At 37.8% G+C, this 21,451-nt stretch carries 18 protein-coding genes; 11 read left to right on the forward strand and 7 right to left on the reverse strand.

All coding sequences use genetic code 11. The annotated features are described in order from the left end of the window. Positions 1–66: 66 nt before the first annotated feature. Entirely contained in the window at positions 67–615 is a 549-nt protein-coding gene (locus ESZ39_RS15090) for a hypothetical protein (RefSeq protein WP_146880753.1), read from the forward strand. 9 nt (positions 616–624) lie between these two features. Further along, positions 625–843 carry a hypothetical protein gene (locus tag ESZ39_RS15095; RefSeq protein WP_146880754.1) on the forward strand — a complete coding sequence of 73 codons (219 nt, stop codon included), beginning with the start codon at positions 625–627 and terminating at the stop codon, positions 841–843. On the opposite strand, the gene xrt is transcribed toward ESZ39_RS15095, so the two are convergent. Then, complete coding sequence (xrt, locus tag ESZ39_RS15100) at positions 829–2,202, reverse strand: exosortase (RefSeq protein WP_146880755.1); 1,374 nt, start codon at positions 2,200–2,202, stop codon at positions 829–831. The two genes, ESZ39_RS15095 and xrt, sit on opposite strands and share 15 nt — an antisense overlap. Before the next feature lie 205 nt (positions 2,203–2,407). Between xrt and prsT (ESZ39_RS15105) the strand changes: the two genes are divergently transcribed. From prsT (ESZ39_RS15105) to ESZ39_RS15120, 4 genes are all read left to right on the forward strand, one after another. After that, positions 2,408–5,191: an XrtA/PEP-CTERM system TPR-repeat protein PrsT gene (gene prsT, locus ESZ39_RS15105; RefSeq protein WP_146880756.1), complete on the forward strand. Its 2,784-nt coding sequence runs from the start codon at positions 2,408–2,410 to the stop codon at positions 5,189–5,191. Between the two features lie 29 nt (positions 5,192–5,220). Beyond that, positions 5,221–7,992: an XrtA/PEP-CTERM system TPR-repeat protein PrsT gene (prsT, locus tag ESZ39_RS15110; protein ID WP_146880757.1), complete on the forward strand. Its 2,772-nt coding sequence runs from the start codon at positions 5,221–5,223 to the stop codon at positions 7,990–7,992. A 205-nt stretch (positions 7,993–8,197) separates the two neighbouring features. Next, positions 8,198–9,070, forward strand: a complete 873-nt coding sequence (locus tag ESZ39_RS15115; protein ID WP_146880758.1) for a PEP-CTERM sorting domain-containing protein — start codon at positions 8,198–8,200, stop codon at positions 9,068–9,070. 460 nt (positions 9,071–9,530) lie between these two features. Then, positions 9,531–10,400, forward strand: coding sequence for a PEP-CTERM sorting domain-containing protein (locus tag ESZ39_RS15120; protein WP_146880759.1), 870 nt, complete (start codon positions 9,531–9,533; stop codon positions 10,398–10,400). An 82-nt stretch (positions 10,401–10,482) separates the two neighbouring features. On the opposite strand, the gene ESZ39_RS15125 is transcribed toward ESZ39_RS15120, so the two are convergent. The 3 genes from ESZ39_RS15125 to ESZ39_RS15135 all read right to left on the reverse strand — a co-directional run bounded on the left by ESZ39_RS15125 (position 10,483) and on the right by ESZ39_RS15135 (position 13,233). Next, positions 10,483–11,373: a ThiF family adenylyltransferase gene (locus tag ESZ39_RS15125; protein ID WP_191321817.1), complete on the reverse strand. Its 891-nt coding sequence runs from the start codon at positions 11,371–11,373 to the stop codon at positions 10,483–10,485. Positions 11,374–11,457: 84 nt separating this feature from the next. Beyond that, entirely contained in the window at positions 11,458–12,267 is an 810-nt protein-coding gene (locus tag ESZ39_RS15130) for a PEP-CTERM/exosortase system-associated acyltransferase (RefSeq protein WP_146880761.1), read from the reverse strand. A 144-nt stretch (positions 12,268–12,411) separates the two neighbouring features. Then, positions 12,412–13,233, reverse strand: a complete 822-nt coding sequence (locus ESZ39_RS15135) for a patatin-like phospholipase family protein (protein ID WP_146880762.1) — start codon at positions 13,231–13,233, stop codon at positions 12,412–12,414. 114 nt (positions 13,234–13,347) lie between these two features. Here ESZ39_RS15135 and ESZ39_RS15140 point away from each other — a divergent pair, with 114 nt between their 5' ends. After that, complete coding sequence (locus ESZ39_RS15140) at positions 13,348–14,109, forward strand: serine protease (RefSeq protein ID WP_146880763.1); 762 nt, start codon at positions 13,348–13,350, stop codon at positions 14,107–14,109. A 49-nt stretch (positions 14,110–14,158) separates the two neighbouring features. Here the strand turns inward: ESZ39_RS15140 and ESZ39_RS15145 are convergent, their stop codons facing one another. The 3 genes from ESZ39_RS15145 to gpmI form a co-directional block, all read right to left on the reverse strand. Further along, positions 14,159–14,911, reverse strand: a complete 753-nt coding sequence (locus ESZ39_RS15145) for a divergent polysaccharide deacetylase family protein (RefSeq protein ID WP_223270412.1) — start codon at positions 14,909–14,911, stop codon at positions 14,159–14,161. A gap of 90 nt (positions 14,912–15,001) precedes the next feature. Beyond that, positions 15,002–16,195: a murein hydrolase activator EnvC family protein gene (locus tag ESZ39_RS15150; protein WP_146880765.1), complete on the reverse strand. Its 1,194-nt coding sequence runs from the start codon at positions 16,193–16,195 to the stop codon at positions 15,002–15,004. Positions 16,196–16,214: 19 nt separating this feature from the next. Continuing rightward, complete coding sequence (gene gpmI, locus ESZ39_RS15155; protein ID WP_191321818.1) at positions 16,215–17,756, reverse strand: 2,3-bisphosphoglycerate-independent phosphoglycerate mutase; 1,542 nt, start codon at positions 17,754–17,756, stop codon at positions 16,215–16,217. A gap of 371 nt (positions 17,757–18,127) precedes the next feature. Between gpmI and ESZ39_RS15160 the strand changes: the two genes are divergently transcribed. From ESZ39_RS15160 to gpsA, 4 genes are all read left to right on the forward strand, one after another. Next, positions 18,128–18,454 (forward strand): rhodanese-like domain-containing protein, encoded by a 327-nt coding sequence (locus ESZ39_RS15160; protein WP_223270413.1) that lies wholly within the window; start codon positions 18,128–18,130, stop codon positions 18,452–18,454. A gap of 31 nt (positions 18,455–18,485) precedes the next feature. Continuing rightward, a complete protein-coding gene (gene grxC, locus ESZ39_RS15165; protein WP_411266887.1) occupies positions 18,486–18,737 on the forward strand; it encodes a glutaredoxin 3 in 252 nt (83 codons plus the stop codon). A 70-nt stretch (positions 18,738–18,807) separates the two neighbouring features. Further along, complete coding sequence (secB, locus tag ESZ39_RS15170) at positions 18,808–19,317, forward strand: protein-export chaperone SecB (RefSeq protein WP_146880767.1); 510 nt, start codon at positions 18,808–18,810, stop codon at positions 19,315–19,317. Positions 19,318–19,320: 3 nt separating this feature from the next. After that, on the forward strand, positions 19,321–20,328 hold the full coding sequence (gene gpsA, locus ESZ39_RS15175) for an NAD(P)H-dependent glycerol-3-phosphate dehydrogenase (protein ID WP_146880768.1): 1,008 nt from the start codon (positions 19,321–19,323) through the stop codon (positions 20,326–20,328). Positions 20,329–21,451 lie beyond the last annotated feature (1,123 nt).

The raw sequence follows: 21,451 nt of genomic DNA on the forward strand, positions 1-21,451 counted from the left end.
TTAAAATGAATAACTACAGCGTTATAAAATTTATAAGGTGAATAACTACTGACTAAATTTTATGCCTTGTATTTATCCATTTTTCCTCATGAAAAAGGTGATCACTTAATTAATCAAATTGGTATTAGTTTAAAAGTTGGTTTTGCTAACTACGGCAATAAATCGAAGCTTAATGGTTATAACGATGGTAATGAAAGTGCTGAACCTTGGCGAGAGTTATCAAGTGTCGGCCATAATGGGTTTTACTGGCTTGCAATATTAGATAGCCCACCTAAACCTCACAATAATATTTGGATGCATCATCATCGTAAATTTGTGATTGATAGTTGGAATAGAAAAAACTTTAATCATACAGTGAACGTGATTGCACTAGACGGAAAAAGTGACACACATAAGTCGTTTGGTAAAAAATTCATTAGTTATGTGGATGGCCAGTGGCAAAAAATTTCTGATGTGCCTGTTGATTATTACTTACCTGATGAATGGTACACAGTTACCTTTACGCGCACTGCTTTGTATTATGAATATGCTATTGAAGGTCGATTTAAAAATGCTGGGCAGACTATACCCGTTCCACTTCAAGGTGCAGGTTTGTGCAAGTCGAGGAAGGGTTAGGTACCAGGCATGGATTATCGCAAACACTGTATTTACCATTACAACCAAACACCAGAAGAACTAGCGCTTGATTGTCTTGATAATAGCGAACAGGTTTTTTCAGGTAAAAGTTTTACCGCATGGCCTAGTGGCAGCGCTTACCCTGAATATTTCATGTTTGGTGAACCCCATATCAATTATTATGAAGGTAGCGTTTTAGTTGATGATATTCGCTTAGAGGTTTTGTAACTCAGCTTGGCAATTACGTTGCTGACAAGGTATAAATTTCCAATGCAGTTTGGTTTGATTAATGTTTTTGGCCGCCAGGGCTAATCGGGCGATTTTGAAAGCGGTAAGTGACGAAAATTGTTGTTTGTTGATTTCATAACTGACCAGAATTAATGCGCTTTTACCATCCTTAAAAACACTGTGTATTTTTTTGTTTTGACGGTTTTCTTGTCGAATAGTCTTCCAACCACTGGGTATTAAATTATTTTCATAATAACTTGGTTTACCATCTAAAGCTTTACCACTGAAAGTATAAGTAAGCTCAATAGTATTGTCATTTGAAGATATATTGTCAGTGACAAAAGAATAAAAATGAATTTTTGGCTGTACTTCAAAAGTAGCATCGCTGGTTAAATTTTCAGTAGCAGCAGGTATAAGCATTGTGCTGAAAGTGGTTGATGACAAGCCCAACATTAATAACAATACTGCCATAGATAGATAGCTGGGGCGATTGCCAACTTGTGTTGTATTTGATGATGAGGCAGTTAAGTTAATGTCAGAAATTTTGTTACCCCACCAAAAAAGCAAGATCATAAATGGCACATAAAGATACCAGCCAAAAGTATTATGATCTTTCATTAAACTACTTTCCATATTGGTATATTCACCAATTAATATTAAAGCTGTAATTCTTATCCAGTTAATCAGTAATGCACCAGTTATGGTTATCAACAAAAATAATATGGCTCGTTTGGTGTCTCTAATATTAAGAAAAATAAATAGAGAACCAATAGCTAATGAAACAATCATGTATCTTAATCCACTGCATCCATCCGCTATTTCGAATACGCCTGCGGGAATAGTTACAAAGTTGCCTTCTACATAGGTGGGCACACCCGTAAAACTCATCAGGTAAGTGACAGCCGCTGTAGATACATTTTGCAGTATAGGGACTAATACCCCCCACAAAGGGAATATAAAAATGAGAAAGGCAGCAGGAAAAACAATGTAATAATTAAACCGGTACAGCATAGTTACACTGGTGATAAAAACCGCTAATAACGCTCCCCAATAACCAACACTTATTTGTGCGTTACTTGTTATAAACAATAAGCCACAACTTAAGAGTAATAATATAGTGGGAATTACAGACCATGTTTCTTTGAATTCTAGTGTGCCATTTCGAGATAATTGATAATAAAGATATAAACTAATAAAAGGAATAAGGTAGGCATGAGAATACGTGCCATCATCAAACCCGTGTCGCCAAAGGGTTAGCAGAATAGGGATGTTCAACACACAAATAGTAGTAAAAATTATTAATATACAAAGAAAAGGTTTATTAATTTTTGGCAGTTCAAAAAAGACATTTCTATTCATTATTAACCGTTGATATCCATATTGTTTACATTTAATACTACCTAGTATAACTCGTTAGTGATAGTTATTTCTCTGCTAACGATAAAACCTTTTATTTGTATTATAATGGGTTGGCCTGTTAGTAAATTGTAAGCAGTTTGTTAAGTAGGTAGTATGTTCTATGAAGTAAAATATAGTCTATCTAAGTGCATAAAGGGATTTAATAATGAAATGGTTAAGTGTTTTAGTTTGTTGCAGTGTATTGATTAATATCGGCGGTTGCAGCGAAAGCGAAACTGCTTTAACTCATATCAATAAAGCAAAAACTTATATCGATGAAGACAAATTTAATGAAAGTATTATTGAGTTAAAAAATGCGATAAAAAAAGCACCTGATAATGCCGATGCTCGGTTTTTATTAGGTCAACTTTATTTGCAACAAGGCAGTGGCCTAAATGCTGTGAAAGAGTTAGAAAAAGCGCAAGAATATAATTATAGTCCCGCTAAGGTGCTGCCGCTTTTAGCTCGCGCCTATATTTTGGTAGATGCAGATACTGATATTCTCGCTTTGAATGACCAAGCAAAATTGTTACCTGATGATGTCCAGATGCGTTATTTAGCTTATAAAACCTTAGCAGCCATTCGTACTGAAAATATAGCGCTTGCAGTGGAGGCCTCAGCACAAGCGAATTCATTTGACTCGGTCAGTCTCTATTCTATGATGGCAATGGCTTATTTAAATTTAGCAGAAAAACAAATCGTTAAAGCCAATACTCAAGTGTTGCGCGTATTAGCTGCTGAGCCAAAAAATCCAGATGCTTTAATGTTACAAGGTCAAATAGCTACGGCAATGAATGATCATGCGAGGGCCAGTAGTAGTTACTTGCAGTTTGCTACATTACAGCCAAAATCAAGTGTGGTGATATTGTTTTTAGCCGACTCTTTACTTAAAGAGCAAAAGTATTCAGCAGCTGAAAAATATGCTGATATTATTTTGTCGACGTTACCTAATCAACCTTTTGCACATTATGTTAAAGCCACTGCACTATTTGAACTTAAAGCGTATCGAGGAGCAAAAAGGCATGCAGAAAGCGCGTTACTCAGTAATTTTAATTGGCCTTACTTAAAACTTATAGCGGGTGTTAGTTCATATTTTTTAAATAACTTTGAACAAAGTCACTATCATTTAAATTCAATTGTGCAATATTTAACGCCGGATCATCCTGCCCGTAAAATTTTTGCTCTGAGTCAGTTGCAATTGGGTTTGGTCGGTGAAATAAGCGATACATTAAGTGGCTTTACGTCAGTATCAAAAGCAGATGATAAATTTTTATCTTCACTCAGTTATCAGTTAGCTGAATTAGGTGCCTATCAAGATGCCAAAGCATTAGCGAGTCAAGTTAGCACTCATGAAACCGATGGCACTGCTAGTGATGCAGAGCAAAAGGTTCGCGAGGGGATGTTAAAGCTAGTGCTAAATGATCCTTCAGGCATACAAAATTTAAAAGCTGCGCTTGCGCAATCTCCTGATATGTTATCAGCTGAGTTGGCGTTAGCATACGCGGCTATTCAGACTGGCGATTTTGACCAAGCATTAGATATTTCAGAGAAATGGAAAAATGAATATCCAGATAACCCCGGTGGTTATAATGTATTGGCGGGTGTCTATTTAAAAAAAGGCAAATTAACAAAGGCTAAGGAAGCACTGTTACAAAGTCTAGCCATTGCACCAAATAATTTATTCGCATTAACCGAGCTAACCTTAATAGCGCAGCAGCAAAAGCATGACCAAGCGGCTAAACACTGGTCTGAAATGGCGGTAACTGCTTTTCCTGCAAATGTTAAAATTTTAAGGCAACATTATGGGATATTTAAGGATGAGTCCGCATTTGCAAAAATTAAAACCTTGTTTGAAACAAATAAAGCCGACTTGTCTTATGGAATGCTTTATGCCGAAGTGTTACTAGATACTGATAATATTGTCGCCGCTGATCAAGTTTTAGCTTCATATACTACCTCAATAATATCGCCTAAAAAACTATGGCAGTTGATGCTTTTTGTACAAAAAAAGCAGGATAACGATATTAACTATCAACGGCTACTAGCCGGTTGGCTTAAAACAAATCCTTACCATATAGAGCCAGTTTTGTTATTGGTAAAGCAATTTGTTAATAAAAAGCAAGCAGATAAGGCACTAGTGCTGATTAATAAATCGCTTGCTGGGCCACATAAAGATAATAAAATGCTCAAAATGGCGAAAATGCACTTACTACTTGAGGGAAAATTACTACGCGAAGCTAAAAACTTTTACAGCAAGTTAGAAAGTGTGGGAATGAATAAAAAGCTTAGCCAAGGTTTTCAAGGCAGAATTTATTTATTAGAGCAAAATTATGCACAGGCAATACCGCTGCTAGCAGCCTATTACCACCACTTTCCATCTAGCCAAAATATTATCCTCTTGGCAAGTTCATTACAGGGTGACAATCAACTCAATGCAGCCATTACAAGTCTAGAGTCGCACCTTGTCAGTAATGAAAATGATGACAAAGTGCGCGGGCAGTTGGCTAATTTATACTTACAAGCACAGCCAGATAAAGCGATTAGTCACTATGAAAAAATGTTAAGTAGACTGCCCAATAATATTGTCGCCTTAAATAACTTAGCTTGGTTAAATATAGCAAAAGGTGAATTAGAAACTGCACTATTACACTCTAAGAAAGCAATAGGCCTTGCCCCTGAAAATCCAAATGTTGTCGATACAAGAGGGATGGTTTTACTTAAGACTGAGAATAGATTGGATGCATGGAAAGCATCATCAAAAGCATACAAAATAAGTAAAGGTCAAGATATGAGTATCGCACTTAATTATGCAGAGGTATTAATCAGCATTAACGAAAACCAAAAGGCATTGGATGTATTACGAAAGGTAGTCAATAATAGTAGCACTAAGCAGAGAAAAAATTCACTTATAACTTTGGCAAAAAAAAATCGAACGCTGCGAAATTTATAATTGTTATTTAAATACAAAAGGATAGGATAATGCTATTAGGGAAAACAACTCAACAAGTTATCGTTGCTTTAACATTGGTACTGGCACTTTTAGGCTGTGGTAACAATTACACTCCAGAAGAATATATCGCTGCTGCGAAGGCATCTCTAAAAGAAGGGAAGAATAACGAAGCGATTATCAGTCTTAAAAATGTGCTGAAACTTGACGCAGAAAACTCTGAAGCCCGACTATTATTAGGTATTACGTATCTACAAGAGGGCATTTGGTTATTAGCTGAAAAAGAGCTTGATAGGGTATTGGAATTAGGTAATAAAAATACGGTTGTTCTCCCTTTATTAGCATCGGTGTATTACCACTTAAATAATAGTAGCGCTATTAGTGAATTAATAGACAATAATTTATTGATAGATGCCAATATTCTGATTATTCCAAGAACATATTTAGGTCTTTCTTATGTTCGTGATGGTGAGGTTAACTTTGCGAAAGTTGTTTTTGAAAAAATAATTTCGGATAATATTGAGTCGCCGTATACAGAAATAAGTCAATCATGGGCTACGGGTTTAAACAACAATTATGAAAACGCGCTGCAATTAATTAATGAAGTGATATCTTTATCTCCCGGACTAGACATTGCTATTATTTCTAAGGCACAGTTTCTATTTGCTAAAAATGACATGAGCAAAGCGGCAGAAGTTTATGGTGAATTTTTAGCGCTTCATCCCAGAGATCTGTATTCTAGATTAATGCTCGCATTATCATTAACTAAAGCCTTAAATTATCAAGCGGCCGAAAAGCAAGTCGACGTGATATTGAAAAACCTACCTTCTCAACCTTTAGGTAACGAAATGAAATCGCAGATCAGGTTTGTTGATAAAGATTATGCACAAGCCAAGTATTTTGCTGAGTTAGCCTTACAAAGAAATAATAATTTACTCATTTCCAGAGTGGTTGCTGGTATAAGTGCATACCAACTTAAAGAACCAGAACTGGCTTATTCTCATTTAGTAAAAATTAAAGATAGATTGCCACTAAAACATCCAGCGCAACGCTTATTAAATAGTCTTCGATTACAATTGGGCTATATTGATGAAAGTATAGCGGCATTATCCAACGCTCAATTAGAGGAATTAGATGTCGAATTATTGTCCTCATCTGCTCAAGAGTTATTTAATTTAGGACGAGTGGATACTGCAGAACGATTGTTGTCAAAAGCCTCAACTATAGCACCTGAAGATGGTTTTATAGACTTTCAAATAGGTATACAAAAATTACTGAATAACGATGATTCTGCAGGTGTTTTTTTTGAGGCTGCGTTTGAAAAGAACCCTGATGAAGACACAGTAGCGGCTATGAAAGTACTGAAACTGCTCGATGAACAAAATTACAAACAAGCGATTGAAATCACAAATGGTATTGAAAAACGCAATGAACAGCTGGCTTATGGCTTAATGGCTGCTATATTTAAACGTCAAGAAAAATATGATCTAGCGGAAGCAGAGCTTAAAAAGGTGGTGGGGTTAAATAACAAACAAGTGGGCGCATTATATTCACTGGCTGATTTGGCAAAGCAAAAAAATGACCTTGAGGCTGCTATTAGCTATTATCAAGAAATTCTGACCATCGACCCCGATCAGGTTCATGCCATAAACGCTTTATTAAAATATGTTACTGATAGTACTTATCAAGCAGAAATTAAAGTTTTTTTTGAATCAAATATTATTAATTCTGCTGGTAAGCCTGCAGCCAGTTTAGCTTTAGCTGAATATTTTATATTTCAGCAGCAATTTAATGAGGCACAAAATATTTTAGCGAAGGCTTTGTTGCAACATCCGGCTGATTTACGTTTGAACTTACTCTTAGCAAAAATTTACACCTATCACAACGAGTATGAGTCAGCGCTCAACCAAGTGGATGCCTACATTCAGTTTCAGGATAGAGAGCCGAGAGCTTATCTTGCCAAAGCCCTAATTCATAATAAAATGGGGGATAAATTTAATGCCCTTCAATCACAAGTACAGGCCGTTAAATTACAGCCCAATGATCTCATTGCACAAACAGACTTGGTTGCGTTTTATTTAGATAATAATAAATTGCCTGAAGCAAAGAAAATATTAGCGAGTTTAGCTAACAGCCCACAAGTAGAGCTTAAAATTAAGCGTTTAAAAGGCAAAGTAGCATTTATGGAGCAAAATTATCAGGATGCAATCGGGTTCCTCCAACCCATTTATAAACAAGTAAATTCTCAGAAAGTTATCCTTGAAATTGTACAATCTATGCAAAACCTTGGGCAAGCAGAGCAGGCAATTGAGATTATTAATGAGGTTACCAATCGTATTAAGTCAGATATTCCTATTGCTATTCTGTTGAAGCAGGCAGAGCTTTATTCTGAACAAAAGCAGTTAGCTAAGGCTATTGCTATTTATAATCGGTTGCTTAAGCGTACAAATGATCACTTTGTTATTTCAAATAATTTGGCCTGGGTATTGTTAGCACAAGGCGATACAAAACAGGCGCTAGCACAGGCGAGCCTTGCGATAAGTGAAGCTCCAGACGAGCCTATTGTGCAAAATACTTTTGGAGTAATTTTGTTAGCTGCTGGGGAAAATAAACAGGCTTTAACATACCTTAAAAAATCGTACGAAGCAGAACAAAGTAATAGTAATTATACCTTACATTATATTCAGGCATTACTTAGCAACAATGAAAAGCAGGATGCGAAAAAACTGTTAAAACAGCTTAATGAATCAACATTATCAGCAGATAGTTTGAGCCGTCTTAAACGGGTGAAAAGGGAAATATAACCCAACACTATGCCTTTAAAGTGTCAGCTTTTTTTACATAATGAATATATAATTTTTGTTGTGATTAAAAAAAAACTAATAAAACAGTCAGGTATCGTGTTGGTCTGTTTTATGCAAACTTTTAGTTGGTAATATTCTTGTTACCAAATAATTTTTTGCATATTTAGCTTTTTTGCAAATTAGTTCACATTTATAAGGAACGAAAATGAAAAAACTAATTTCAACTTTAATCGCTCTATCTATCGCCGGAAGTTTTGCCGGCAGTGCCGCTGCTGATCAATTTTATATAGATATAGGCTCTGATCAAGGCGGGAATGCGAATACGGCCAATGGCGCCACTACAACCGGCTGGCTAGATCAAATATCGTTTTTGTATGACTCTACATCTGTGATCACTGATGGTGGTGTTGGTGGGGCAAATGTCTTATCAGTGGGCGATACAATAATGTCTGCTGGGGGTGTAAGCAACGCTAACTTTGTCGACCCAACTGGTATTAGTTCTAATCTAATTAGTGGCTTTGAACCAGCAGAAACCACCTTTGGTGGGCCAAGTAATAATGGCTTTGGATCTGGTAGTCAACTTCAGTGGGGTTTAACTTTTGGTTTTCCTGATTTAGCTGGCACCTGGAATGGCTCAGGATTTGATTATACTTCTGGTACGATATCTATGTATTATTATGATAATACGACGGCTAACCTTGCTAGTTTTGTAAGACTGTTTGATTTACAAGTAACAAGTGGTGGTGACACCGGTAATTCCACCGTTTTAAATGGCCAGTTAGTTAATTTTAACACGATATCTTTAGTAAATGGTATTGATGCGACTGATGTGTTTAATTTTGCTTTAGGATCTTTTGGCGACCTAAGTGGGCCACCGAATAATCAAAAAGTTAGCTTTAATGCCTCACAAGACACTCAAGCCATAGGTAATCTTCAATTTGCAAATGGACAGGCTACTTTAAACGGTTCTCACAACGGCTCTATAAACTTTGCTCAAGTACCAGAGCCTGCTTCTATTGCTATTTTAGGGCTAGGTTTATTGGGCTTTGCAGGAGCCAAGCGTCGTAAAGCTCAATAACTTTTTGTATTATTATTTGAATTTAAGATTAATGAAACCGCTGTAAGGCGGTTTTTTTCTGTATCCAGTTTCTCTATTTAGGTCATGTATCCAGACTACGTAAGTATCATGACATAGTGTGTTGATACTATTTATTAGGTTTGTGTAATACCCAGTATAGCTTTTTGCTCGAGGGTTATTTATCACCAAGAAACTAAAGTTTATCTCGATAATTTAACTGAGATCTTTTTAAATATGGAGTAAAAAAACTTAATAGCTGCGCATAATAATTTTAGTCAGACTTCTAGACGCTTGCTTGTGCTTATTTTAAATAATTATTTTCAAATGCAGTGTCGAATTTATTAACACTACAGCTAAAATTTATTACCTTTATTTTAAATAATTATTTTTAATCAATGGCTTAATTGTTGTGGCTTAAGATTTGCATATCTTAGTGTAATTAAACAAGTAAGGGATTAACATGAAAAAAGTAGTAACCAAGATAACAAAAGTAGTAACAGCACTTGTTGCTTTATCTTTTGCAGGAACTGTAGCAGCAGATCAATTTTATATTAATGTAGGTGATGACTTTGGTGGCAACAGTGTCAACAACCCAAAAGCCGCGGGTGCAAATACAACAGGTTGGTTAGATCAGTTGTCAATTGCTTATCAGTCATCTTCAACCGTCACGGATGCAGGTACTTTTGGTGTAGCTGACGGCAGATTAAGTGCCGGTGATAGTATTTTATCCTCAGGTGGTATTTCAAACGGTGGTTTTACTGGCTTAGCTGACATATCAAATAATTTAGTGAATAACTTTGAACCTGCATCAACTGCTTTTAGTGGCCCAAGTAATAATGGTTTTGGTGCTTGGGGTTTAACTTTTGGCTTTAGTGATTTGGCTGGTACATGGAACGGTTTTGGTTTCGATTACACTTCGGGTACCATCTCTATGTATTATTACGATAACAGTATGGCTAGCGTTAGTGAATTTACTCGCTTATTTGATTTAGAAGTCAATGGTGGTGGTGATACCGGTAACTCAACGGTTCTATCTGGCGCAATGACTAACTTTGGTGGAACTACTGTTAATGGTGTTAATGCCGGCGATGTGTTTGTTTCAAAACTAGGTAGCTATGAAGATTATTTTTCTGTACCGGGTCAAAATGTTTACTTTAATGCCTCACAAAATACACGGTCTCTAAATAGTGTAAATTATGTAAACGGTACTGCTAATATCGATGGTTCGCATAACGGTTCTATCAATTTTTCTGTGCCAGAGCCGACTTCCATCGCTATTTTAGGTTTAGGTCTATTAGGTCTTGCTGCGGCACGTCGTCGCAAATCATAATTAGCCTTATTGTAAAACATAAAAAAACCGCTAAGGCGGTTTTTTTATGTGTCAAACTTAAGTAAAGTGGCTAAGTAATAAGTTAATTATTATCTTTTAATAACGCTTTAACTCGCCAAAACATAAAGCGCTGTAGCCAATTTTTATTACCCCAAGGGCGCCAAGTTTTAATCAAACTATTTCGATAGGCATCAAAGTGCATGCCATGAGGTGCGTGAATAACGTGACCACGTTTTAGCAGTATTTTTAATACATTGGTACACAGTGTCCCTGCAGCTAAGGATATACCCATACAGGTTGAGGGTACTTTCTTTTTAAGGAAGTTAACTGATGATTTATCAACTAAATAATGCCGTTGTTGTACCGAAGGTGAAACACCAATAACAAAGCGGATAATATTATCATTGAATATTTGAGCTCTTTCTTCTTCACTACTATTTGTTGCAGCATCTACGATGGCAAAGTAGTCATCAAAAGACATTTTACCGGGCATAAACACTAAAAAAGCGGTTCCCATGCCCATTGGTGCTGCTGTTATTGTTGGAATTCCTTTTTCATAGCAACGACGAAATATTTTGCGTCTGATTTCTAACACAAAAATATCAAGACTATCTACGTAGATATCTACACCATTTAAGAAGTCATCCATATTCTCTTCATTGATGCCTGAGCTGAAGTTTTTTATGTTGGCTTCAGGGTTGATACTTCTGATGGTATCTTCCATAACAGCAGCTTTGGCTTGACCTAAAGTTGACATGTTAGCACCGGCTTGGCGATTAAAATTAGCAACATCATAATCATCAAGATCAGATATATGAAAATTTCCAATGCCCAAGCGAGCTAATACTATGGCGTGATCACCACCCACACCACCTAAACCTCCAATAGCCACTTTGGTGTGTTTAAGCTTTTGCTGTTCTTCCTGAGTAACCCAACCAATATTTCGAGAGAATGCTTCTTCATAGTTAAACATGAGGATCCTTTTATACTAAAGCTTTGAGTTTATTAAGCGAGTATCAGTTTTTGATCTTAGTAATAAAATTAATATAAGAAATTACTATGTTAAATTTTTACCAATTTCTCTTTCTATTTCTTTATATAAATACTTAAATCCAGGCGATAAATTTTTCATAAAAATCGATGAGTTAATGTAGTAAGGTGCGCGTAAACCATGATAGTCGATGGCTTTGCCAAGCTGAATAAAGTTAATACCAACAAATCGCAGACTACGGGCTAGCCTTGGTTCCATCATGACATATACGTGTTTTACGCCCGTTTTAATGCTTATTGATGCGCCGACCATATACAGTCCAATAGCAATGAATGGAAAGCAACGTAGTTCAGTTTCTGAGTAGGTGGGTTCATTAATCGTACCAACTGCTGAGCCCTTGAATTTATCTATTTTACGGCGTCTAAAATCAGCCTTTACAGCAAGACGAGATATTTCAGCTATTTCATGGCGTGGAAAGTTGCTTGGGTGTAGTTCTTCGTTTTGTATGGCGTTGGGGCAATATTTTTCGATGGGTAGTAGTTCAGACTCGTTAGCTGATGTTACCATTCTTACGCAGCTTGTGTAGGTATTTGACGGCTTATGTTTGATCATTGCGAAGAGTGAGTGGACATCAAACTCATCTTGTTCCTTGCCACCGTTTTTTACTTTTTCATAGGCCAATTCTTCGCAATAAACATTGTGACGAATGCGGAAAACTTCGTCGCGTAACTCAGCAGTATTGGCAATTTCAGGCTTTAAGAATTGGGTGAAATGCTTAGCAATATCTATCGCGTCATGATTAACTTTCATTGATGCAAGGCGTTTGGTGATGGCCCCAACTACGGGCACGTTTAGCAACTTCTTGCTCCAATTCATTATTTTAAGTTCCTGACTTTTTAGTCGGTTAGGCGTGCTTATAATTAATTACTTTTAATACAGCTTTATAATTAATCTACCATTTTATGTAATGATTATGAAATATATTTGTTAATTATTTATTAACTTGTGTGTTTTTAATATTTAACGACCATGATTAGTTTTAATGGGTACAATTTTCATTGCGGTTTCATAGCCAATATTAAAGAGTGAAAACTTTTTCTCTTCACTCATACCAAAATCAACGGCTGAGCATAAGCCAGTATTGATAATGATGGTATTGTGCCAAAATGCGTCATTAATATACTCGCGTGATATGGTTGTCATAAAGGTTCTGATCAATAACGTTACGTAATTTACAATAGGAAATAGTCCATCTGTTTTGAGCACGTCATATTCATGCTCACCGCGCAGACGAAAACACAACACGGGCGTGCCATCCATAGCCCAATCTCGGTGTAAGGCATCTTCCGATAGAATACTGCCATCAACCATTAAGTGTTTACCAAAGGGTTTAAAGCTGAAAACCAGTGGAATTGACATAGAAAAACGCACGGCCAGAGAAACTTTCATACTAGGTGTTCTTGCACGGTTAAAAATAACTGGTCGGCCGGTTTTTACATCAGTTGCTACAATATGTAAGTTTCGATTTAGATCGATAAACCTTTTACCTTCTAGGTGTTGGTCAACCCATTGTTCAAAAATATCACCAGAACTTAAACCACCATGGCGAATTAAGCACACTAATGAATAACCTTTAAATTGATGGTAATTGGTGGTTATCGCAATATGTTTAATTGCTGCTATTGACAATCCAGAGGCATATAAGCTAGCAATTATGCTGCCCCCCGATACGCCAACAAGATGAGAGAAACCTATATGCAAATCTTTTAGTGCTTGCAACACGCCGATATGAGCAGGTAAACGTGTTCCTCCACCTGCTAGAATAGGTACTATATTCGCCACATATATCTCCCCCCTATATTCTATTATTTAATTATGCGCAAAAATGGCGAAAGCGCTAGCAAAAAAATGTGCTAAATTCAGGTAAAGTTGAAAATCTTTAAAAGGAGTGAAAATATGAATAAGTTATTGCCATTGTTATTTATTGGGCTGATATTCAGTGCAACAGCCCGTGCTAGTTTAGAGGATACAGTTAGCTTACTTAAACCTTCCGTGGTTGGCATTGGTGTTTATACACCAACAGGCCAGCCGAAAAATCAGCTTTATGGCACAGGCTTTGTCATTGGTGATGGTACTTATATCGTGACTAACAAACATGTTATTGAGCAAGAGTTAGATGATAACTTATTACAAAAATTAGCGGTTTTTACCGGTAAGGGCCAGGCGGCAAAAGTAAAGTTGGCTGAATTAATTGCTAGTGATAAAGAGCATGATATTGCTATTCTTAAAATTTCAGGGCAGGCGCTACCCGCATTATCATTAGCGAAAAAAGACTTTCGACGTGAAGGCAGTACCATTGCATTTACCGGGTTCCCCATTGGTGCGGTGCTAGGGCTTTACCCCGTAACACACCAAGGTATTATTGCTGCTATAACACCAACTATTATTCCAGTTGATGATGCAAGACAAATAAGCATAGCTATGCTTAAGCGCTTAAGGGACCCTTATTTAGTCTATCAATTAGACGCAACTGCTTATCCTGGCAATAGTGGTAGTGCTATGTATGATATTAAAACCGGTGAGGTGATTGGTATTATTAATAAAGTTTTTGTTCAGCAGAGTAAAGAAACAGTGATCAGTAAGCCGAGCGGTATTACCTATGCGATACCGGTGAAGTATCTACATAAGCTATTAAAAAAGCATAACATAAAGAGCTAGTTACTATATATGCCAGAAAAATAGCTTCTGGTTAAAGTAAATACGGTAGTTAATCTTCCGCATTAGTTTGTTGATTAGAGTTTGCTGCTTTATTGCTTAGTAGCTCGGATATGGGGACTAGCTCTATGTTGTTTTTTTTCAGCAAGGGCAATAGTTTATGTAATGAACTGATCGTTTCAGGATGTGGGTGAGCGATAGCAACAACGCTATGATATCGTTTGGCATCTAGTATTAACTGTTTAAATTGGTTGAGAATATAGCTGTGTTCTAATTTATTATCGAGAAAAATATGTCGATGTAAGCTGGGTACACCAAAACTTATCGCCACTTGCTCTGCTTGGCTAGCACCGGTAGTTAAGCTATCAATAAACATTAAATCTCGTTCACTTAGGAACTGCATGGTCCACGCCATGGGTTGATATAGCTCGGTAAGTTTACTGCCCATGTGGTTGTTGATACCTAAAGCGAAAGGAATTTCAGCAAAAGCACTTGTTAATTTTTCCCGAATACCCTTTTCGTTCATGGTACTGGTTAAGGCACCTGGGCCAAGCTTTTTGCCATTTTTTGCTTCCATTGGAATATGCAAAATAACATCGTTTTTGTTTGCTTTTGCTTGTAAGGCTAATATTTTTCCATAAGGCGTATGAGGCAGAATCGCGTAACTGATATTTCCAGGTAAATAGAGTGCTTGAGCATCGCTTTTTCGATAGCCAATGTCGTCAATAATGATCGCTACTTGTGCAGGCTGAGCATAAAGCAAGGCAGGGCAAAGTAAGCTAAAGGTTAGTAGTAATCGCAGCACGGTAAGTTTTTCTGATGAGATGATAAGTCATTATTTAGAATAACAGTTCAGATTGTCAAAATCGACTAGTTCAACAGATAATACATAACCTTATTTACACCAGAGTTTAGGATTGACGGCGATACCGGTATGTCTAATTTCAAAGTACAGGCCTGAATTGGCTTGGCCACCACTTTGCCCAACTAAAGCTATGGGTTCGCCCGCTTCAACACGATCGCCAACCGCTTTAAGTAATGCTTGATTATGGCCATATAAACTCATGTAACCATCACCATGATCAACAACCAAGACTAGTCCATAACCTTTAAGCCAGTCTGAGAATAAAATGGTGCCATTATGTATAGTTTTAACTTGTCGGCCAATCGGTGCTGAAAGAAATACCCCTTTCCATTTTAAGTAGCCTTGTTTACTTGAACCAAAACTGTGTCTAATTCGCCCCTTTACAGGCCAAGTCAGTTGACGTTTTAATGTACTCAAGCCGACTAAGTTTTCTACTTTTTGCGCGGCAGCAGCCATTTTTTTTAGTAAGGCCACCAATGCCGACTCTTCTCGCTCTAATTTAGCTAGCTTCTGTTGTTCGGTCAGTGCTTTCGTATTGAGGGCTTTTAAGGTTTGTTTTTGTTTGGTTTTTGATAATTCGAGCAGTTGTTTTTGCTGACTTTGGGTCTGTGTTAATTGGGTTAATTGTTCCGCTTGCTGCTGATATTGTGCGCTCACGTCATTCAGTTGAGTAATCGTGCTCTTAAAGGCTTTAATTTCTTCAATACGGGCAGCATTAAGGTATTGATAATGGGTAATAGTTCGCTGCACATTACTGGGTTTTTCTTGATTAAGGATTAACTTTATATAGTCGTGATGGCCGGTAGAATAAGCAGCTCTAAGTTGCTTGGCTAATATTTGCTCTTGCTGTTTTTTGGCGAGTGCTAATTGTTTTTTTTCTGAGCTAAGTTGATCTAGTTTTTGGCGTGTTTTGGTTAAGCTACTACTGGTATTTGCCAAGTTTCGGGCAATTTTACCTATGGCAATATCATCTGTTTTTAATTGTTGCTCTAGATCACTAATTTCTACATTAGTACTTAATAAGGTGAGTTTTTGTTGATTAATAGCTTGTTGAATATCAGACAGTTGCTGATTGGCTTTTGCACTGCTTTGTACACTATTTCTAACATTCGTATCTGTTTGGGCAAAAATATCGAACGAGAGAAACACCAGTACTAGGCCAATAAAAAAAGCGTAGCCAGTGTTGAACTGGCTACGTTTTAATATTGGGTAGCTGATATTCACCTTAAACAGCACGTTTATGTTAAGTTAACTTTAATAAGTTACACCCTGTCATTTCTTTGGGTTGCGGCATGTGCATTAATGATAAAATAGTGGGGGCAATATCACTCAGTGCGCCGGTTTTGGCCATTTTTGCGTTTCGACCAATATAAATTAACGGTACAGGTTCACAAGTATGTGCGGTATGCGCTTGCCCTGACACCTTGTCCATCATTTGTTCTGCGTTGCCGTGATCAGCGGTAATTAAACCCTCGCTGCCTGTTTTTTCTAAGGCGGTCACTATTCTACCGATACAAGCGTCAACTGCCTCACAGGCCTTTACGGCGGCATCAAAATCACCGGTATGACCCACCATATCGCCATTTGGATAGTTACAAACAATAAAGTCATGCTCGCCGCTTTCTATGGCAGCAACTAATTTATCGGTTAGCAGGGTTGAGTTCATTTCTGGTTGTAAGTCATAGGTTGCTACTTGTGGCGATGGCACTAATATCCGCTCTTCACCTACAAAAGTATCTTCTTTACCGCCGCTGAAGAAAAACGTTACGTGCGCATACTTTTCTGTTTCTGAAATTCGCAGTTGGGTTTTATTATGCTTTTCTAACCATTGTCCTAAAACGTTATTAAGTTTTACGGCTGGGAATGCCGAGGGCGCATCGATGTCGGCGGCATATTCGGTCAGCATAACAAAGCTGCCAAGCTTGGGCTGTTTTTGGCGAGTAAAGCCTGAAAAGTTTATGTCGGTAAAACAGCGGGTAAATTGGCGCGCGCGATCGGCTCGAAAATTCATAAAGATCATGGCATCGCCATCTTGTACCTGAATTACTTCACCCTGTTGGTCAGTAATCGCTGAGGCTTTGACAAACTCGTCATTTTCGTCACGCTGGTAAGCGGCATGCAAAGCATCAGTCGCTTGACTGTAGTGAAACTCGGCTTGGCCTGAAACCATTAAATTATAAGCTAACTCGACGCGATCCCAGCGTTGATCTCTATCCATGGCATAATAGCGGCCAATTACTGAAGCTACTTGGCCACAACCTAATTCAGCAAACTTAGCCTGTGCTTTTATTAACGACGCTTCTGCGCTGCGAGGCGGCGTATCACGACCATCTAAAAAAGCATGTAAATAAATCTTTTTTGCACCTTTTTCAACAGCCATTTCTAACATGGCAAAAATATGATCTTCATGGCTATGGACGCCACCGGGAGATAATAGGCCAAAAACGTGTATTGCTTTATCGTTGCTAACAGCGTTTTCTATCGCATTGAGCAAAGTGGGGTTGCTTTGAAACTCTTTATCTTTAATTGCTTTGGTGATGCGAGTGAAGTCTTGATAAACAATACGTCCTGCGCCTAAATTAACATGACCTACTTCAGAGTTACCCATTTGCCCGTCAGGTAAACCAACCGCCATGCCGGAGGTTTCAATCAGCATATTCGGTTTATTTGCCATTAGGTTATCTATTACCGGGGTTTTGGCATGATAAATAGCATTAGACTCTGGGTTTTCTCTATATCCCCAACCATCTAAAATAATAAGAACTGTTGATTTTTTGTTTGGCATCACGGCTTCCTTTGTACGAGTAAAAATAATTTTCAACAGCAGTATATCAAGACACGCAGTGAATATCTTCTGTCTATAGAGAGAAAAAACTTCTGATCTCATCTGCTTTTACAAGTCAATTTTGGCGTGAAAAGTTACATCAATAACAACAAAACTTGTCGATGCGGATTAAGATATTAAGCAAATCTGTTTTTCTATGAAAAGTTCAGTTTGGGTTTAGTTTATTAGCCTGTATACTATGGCAAATTTTAGTTAATTAGAACATAAAACTTATGGACCAACTTATTACTTTCGCAATGAGCCAGCCTTTACTTAGCGCTATATGGCTGGTTATTGTTCTTTTGATTGTTGTTATGACGATTAGAATTCAAATGTCACCTATTAAGCAATTAAGCACACAACAAATGACTTTTTTAGTTAATAGAGAGTCTGGTGTTGTTGTTGATAGCCGTAGCGAGAAAGACTTTAAAGCCGGACATATTATCGATGCGTTACACCTTGGCAATGATAAAGTGAGTAAAAATGACTTTGCTAGTCTTGAAAAACATAAAGATAATCCCATCATTATAGTATGTAGTGCTGGCATGAGTGCGGGCAAAGTGGCTAGCCAGCTAGCAAAAGCAGGTTTTACTCGAGTAAGTTTACTTAAAGGTGGTATGAATGCTTGGTTAAGTGCGGGTTTACCTGTAACCAAGTAGTATGCAACCAAACAAACAACGGATTATGATAATGGCAGTTGATATATATACTAAAGTAACTTGTTTTTATTGCATGAGAGCGAAAGCTTTATTTGATGATATGAACATTGCTTACAACGAAATAAAAATTGATGGTGATGCACCATTGCGTGAAAAAATGATCACACGCAGTCAGGGCAGCGCAACAGTGCCACAAATATTTATTAACAATGAGCATATTGGCGGTTGTGATGAATTATTAGCATTACATGCGCAAGGAAAATTAGCTTCACTTTTAGCATAATAATATGAGTGAAAAAACATAGCATAAAAATGCCTTAAAAAAGGCGTAACTATATAGGACGTAACACAACATGGCTGACGAAATTCAAAACGGCGCAGAAGCAACAACTGAACAACAAGCACCACAATTTGCTATTCAACGCGTTTACACCAAAGATATCTCATTTGAAACACCAAACTCCCCAGCAATTTTTCAAAAAGATTGGAAGCCAGAAATACAGTTAGATATTGATACTAAATCAACTAAACTCGCTGATGATACTTATGAAGTAACTTTGTCGTTAACGGTTACGGCTAAAGTTGAAGATCAAACAGCTTTTCTAGCTGAAGTACAACAAGCGGGTATTTTCACTATTGGTAACCTGCCTGAAGCACAATTAGCTCATACTATTGGCGCATTTTGTCCGACAACTTTATTCCCTTATGCGCGTGAATCAGTTGCAAACTTAGTTAGCCGTGGCTCTTTCCCACAAATTAACTTAGCACCGGTAAACTTTGAAGCTTTATTCGCAAACTATGTACAACAACGTGCAGCACAAGCGAACGGCGAACAAGTACCAGCCAGCACAGAAACTCACTAGTTTATGAACCCTGATTCTGCCGCAATTTCCGTTATTGGCGCTGGCTCCTATGGCACAGCGCTAGCCATATGTTTAGCCCGTAATGGCCATAAAACATTGCTTTGGGGACGTGATGCTAATCACGTTGCTGAAATGGCTAACACACGCGCTAATGAAAAATATTTACCCGGCAGCCAGTTTCCAAAAGCATTAGTGGTTAGTGATGATTTGGCAAACGTAGTCGCGGCTAGTAAAAATATTTTATTGGTGGTGCCAAGCCATGTATTTGGTGAAATGCTAAAGAAAATCAAACCTTATCTAAGAAAAGATACCCGTTTGGTCTGGGCTACTAAAGGCTTAGAGCACGATTCAGGGCGCTTATTGCAAGACGTAGCACGAGAAGTTTTAGGTAATGACATATCGTTAGCGGTACTTTCTGGACCTACCTTTGCAAAAGAAATGGCCGCAGGATTACCAACGGCGATCTCCTTATCTTCAACCGATGATGCCTTTGTTGAAGATATATCTAACTTATTACATTGTGGGCGCAGCTTTCGTGTTTACAGTAACAGCGATTTTATCGGTGTACAGTTAGGTGGAGCAGTGAAAAATGTTATTGCCATTGGTGCAGGTATGGCTGATGGTATTGGCTTTGGTGCCAATGCACGAACCGCTTTAATTACCCGAGGCCTAGCCGAAATGACCCGTTTAGGTTGTGCATTAAATGCCGAACCTTCAACATTTATGGGCATGGCAGGATTAGGTGATTTAGTCTTAACTTGCACTGACAACCAGTCACGTAACCGTCGTTTTGGTTTAGCTTTAGGTGCTGGCGCAGGTGTTGAGCAAGCGATTGCTGATATTGGTCAGGTGGTAGAAGGTTATCGCAACACCAAAGAAGTGTATATGCTGGCACAGCGAATGGGCGTTGAAATGCCTATTGTTGAGCAGGTTTATCAGGTGCTTTATTGCGGTAAAGACGCCAAGTTAGCGGCTGCAGATTTATTATCTCGCGATCGTAAATTTGAATAGGGTTAACTCAAGCTATACTTTTTAGTGGCTGCGCAAAGTCAGTTAGAAGAAATAGCTATCAGTGCGTTTCTTATGTTTTAGTCCATCCGTCACATGATCACCCGTAGGTCCTGTGTAGGTTGGACTTTAGTCCACCAAATTAAATGAAATTTAACGCTTTTCACCATAAAGAACATTAACCTTTTTCAATATAACTGCAGATTGAAAAAATAATATCCGCTGCAGATGTTTTTTTGCTCCATCAGCTTAATGGCCCACTTAACGGTTGACGGACTGAAGTCCGACCTACAAAAATAATTGCCCAACGTTAAAAAATCACCTGTAGGCCCGATGTAGGTTGGACTTTAGTCCATCAAGTTAAATGAAATTTAACGCTTTTCACCATAAACTACATTAACTTTTTCAATATAACTGCAGATTGAAAAAATAGTACCCGCTGCAGATGTTTTTTGCTCCATCAGGTTAATGGCCAGCTGTACGGTTGACGGACTGAAGTCCGACCTACAAAAAAGAATTACCCAACGTTAAAAAATCACCTGTAGGCCCGATGTAGGTTGGACTTTAGTCCATCAGTTAAATGAAATTTAACGCTTTTCACCATAAACTACATTAATTTTTTCAATATAACTGCAGATTGAAAAAATAGTACCCGCTGCAGATGTTTTTTTGCTCCATCAGCTTAATGGCCAGCTGTACGGTTGACGGACTGAAGTCCGACCTACAAAAAGAATTGCCCAACGTTAAAGAATTACCTGTAGGCCCGATGTAGGTTGGACTTTAGTCCATCAAGTTAAATGAAATTTAACGCTTTTCCCCATAAACCACATTAACCTTTTTCAATATAACTGCAGATTGAAAAAATAGTACCCGCTGCAGATTTTTCTTACCCCATCAGCTTAACGGCCAGCTGTACGGTTGACGGACTGAAGTCCGACCTACAAAAATAATTGCCCAACGTTAAAAAATCACCTATAGGCCCGATGTAGGTTGGACTTTAGTCTGAGGAATCCCCACAAGTTTAACGAGTAAGCGCTTGATATCTGGTAATATGTTAATCACCACAAAAAACAAATAAACCAAATACAAGCGCTATGCCTACATTATCAGACTTATTCTCTTCCAA

The organism is Colwellia sp. C1TZA3 (assembly GCF_007954265.1).
Lineage (GTDB): Bacteria > Pseudomonadota > Gammaproteobacteria > Enterobacterales > Alteromonadaceae > Cognaticolwellia.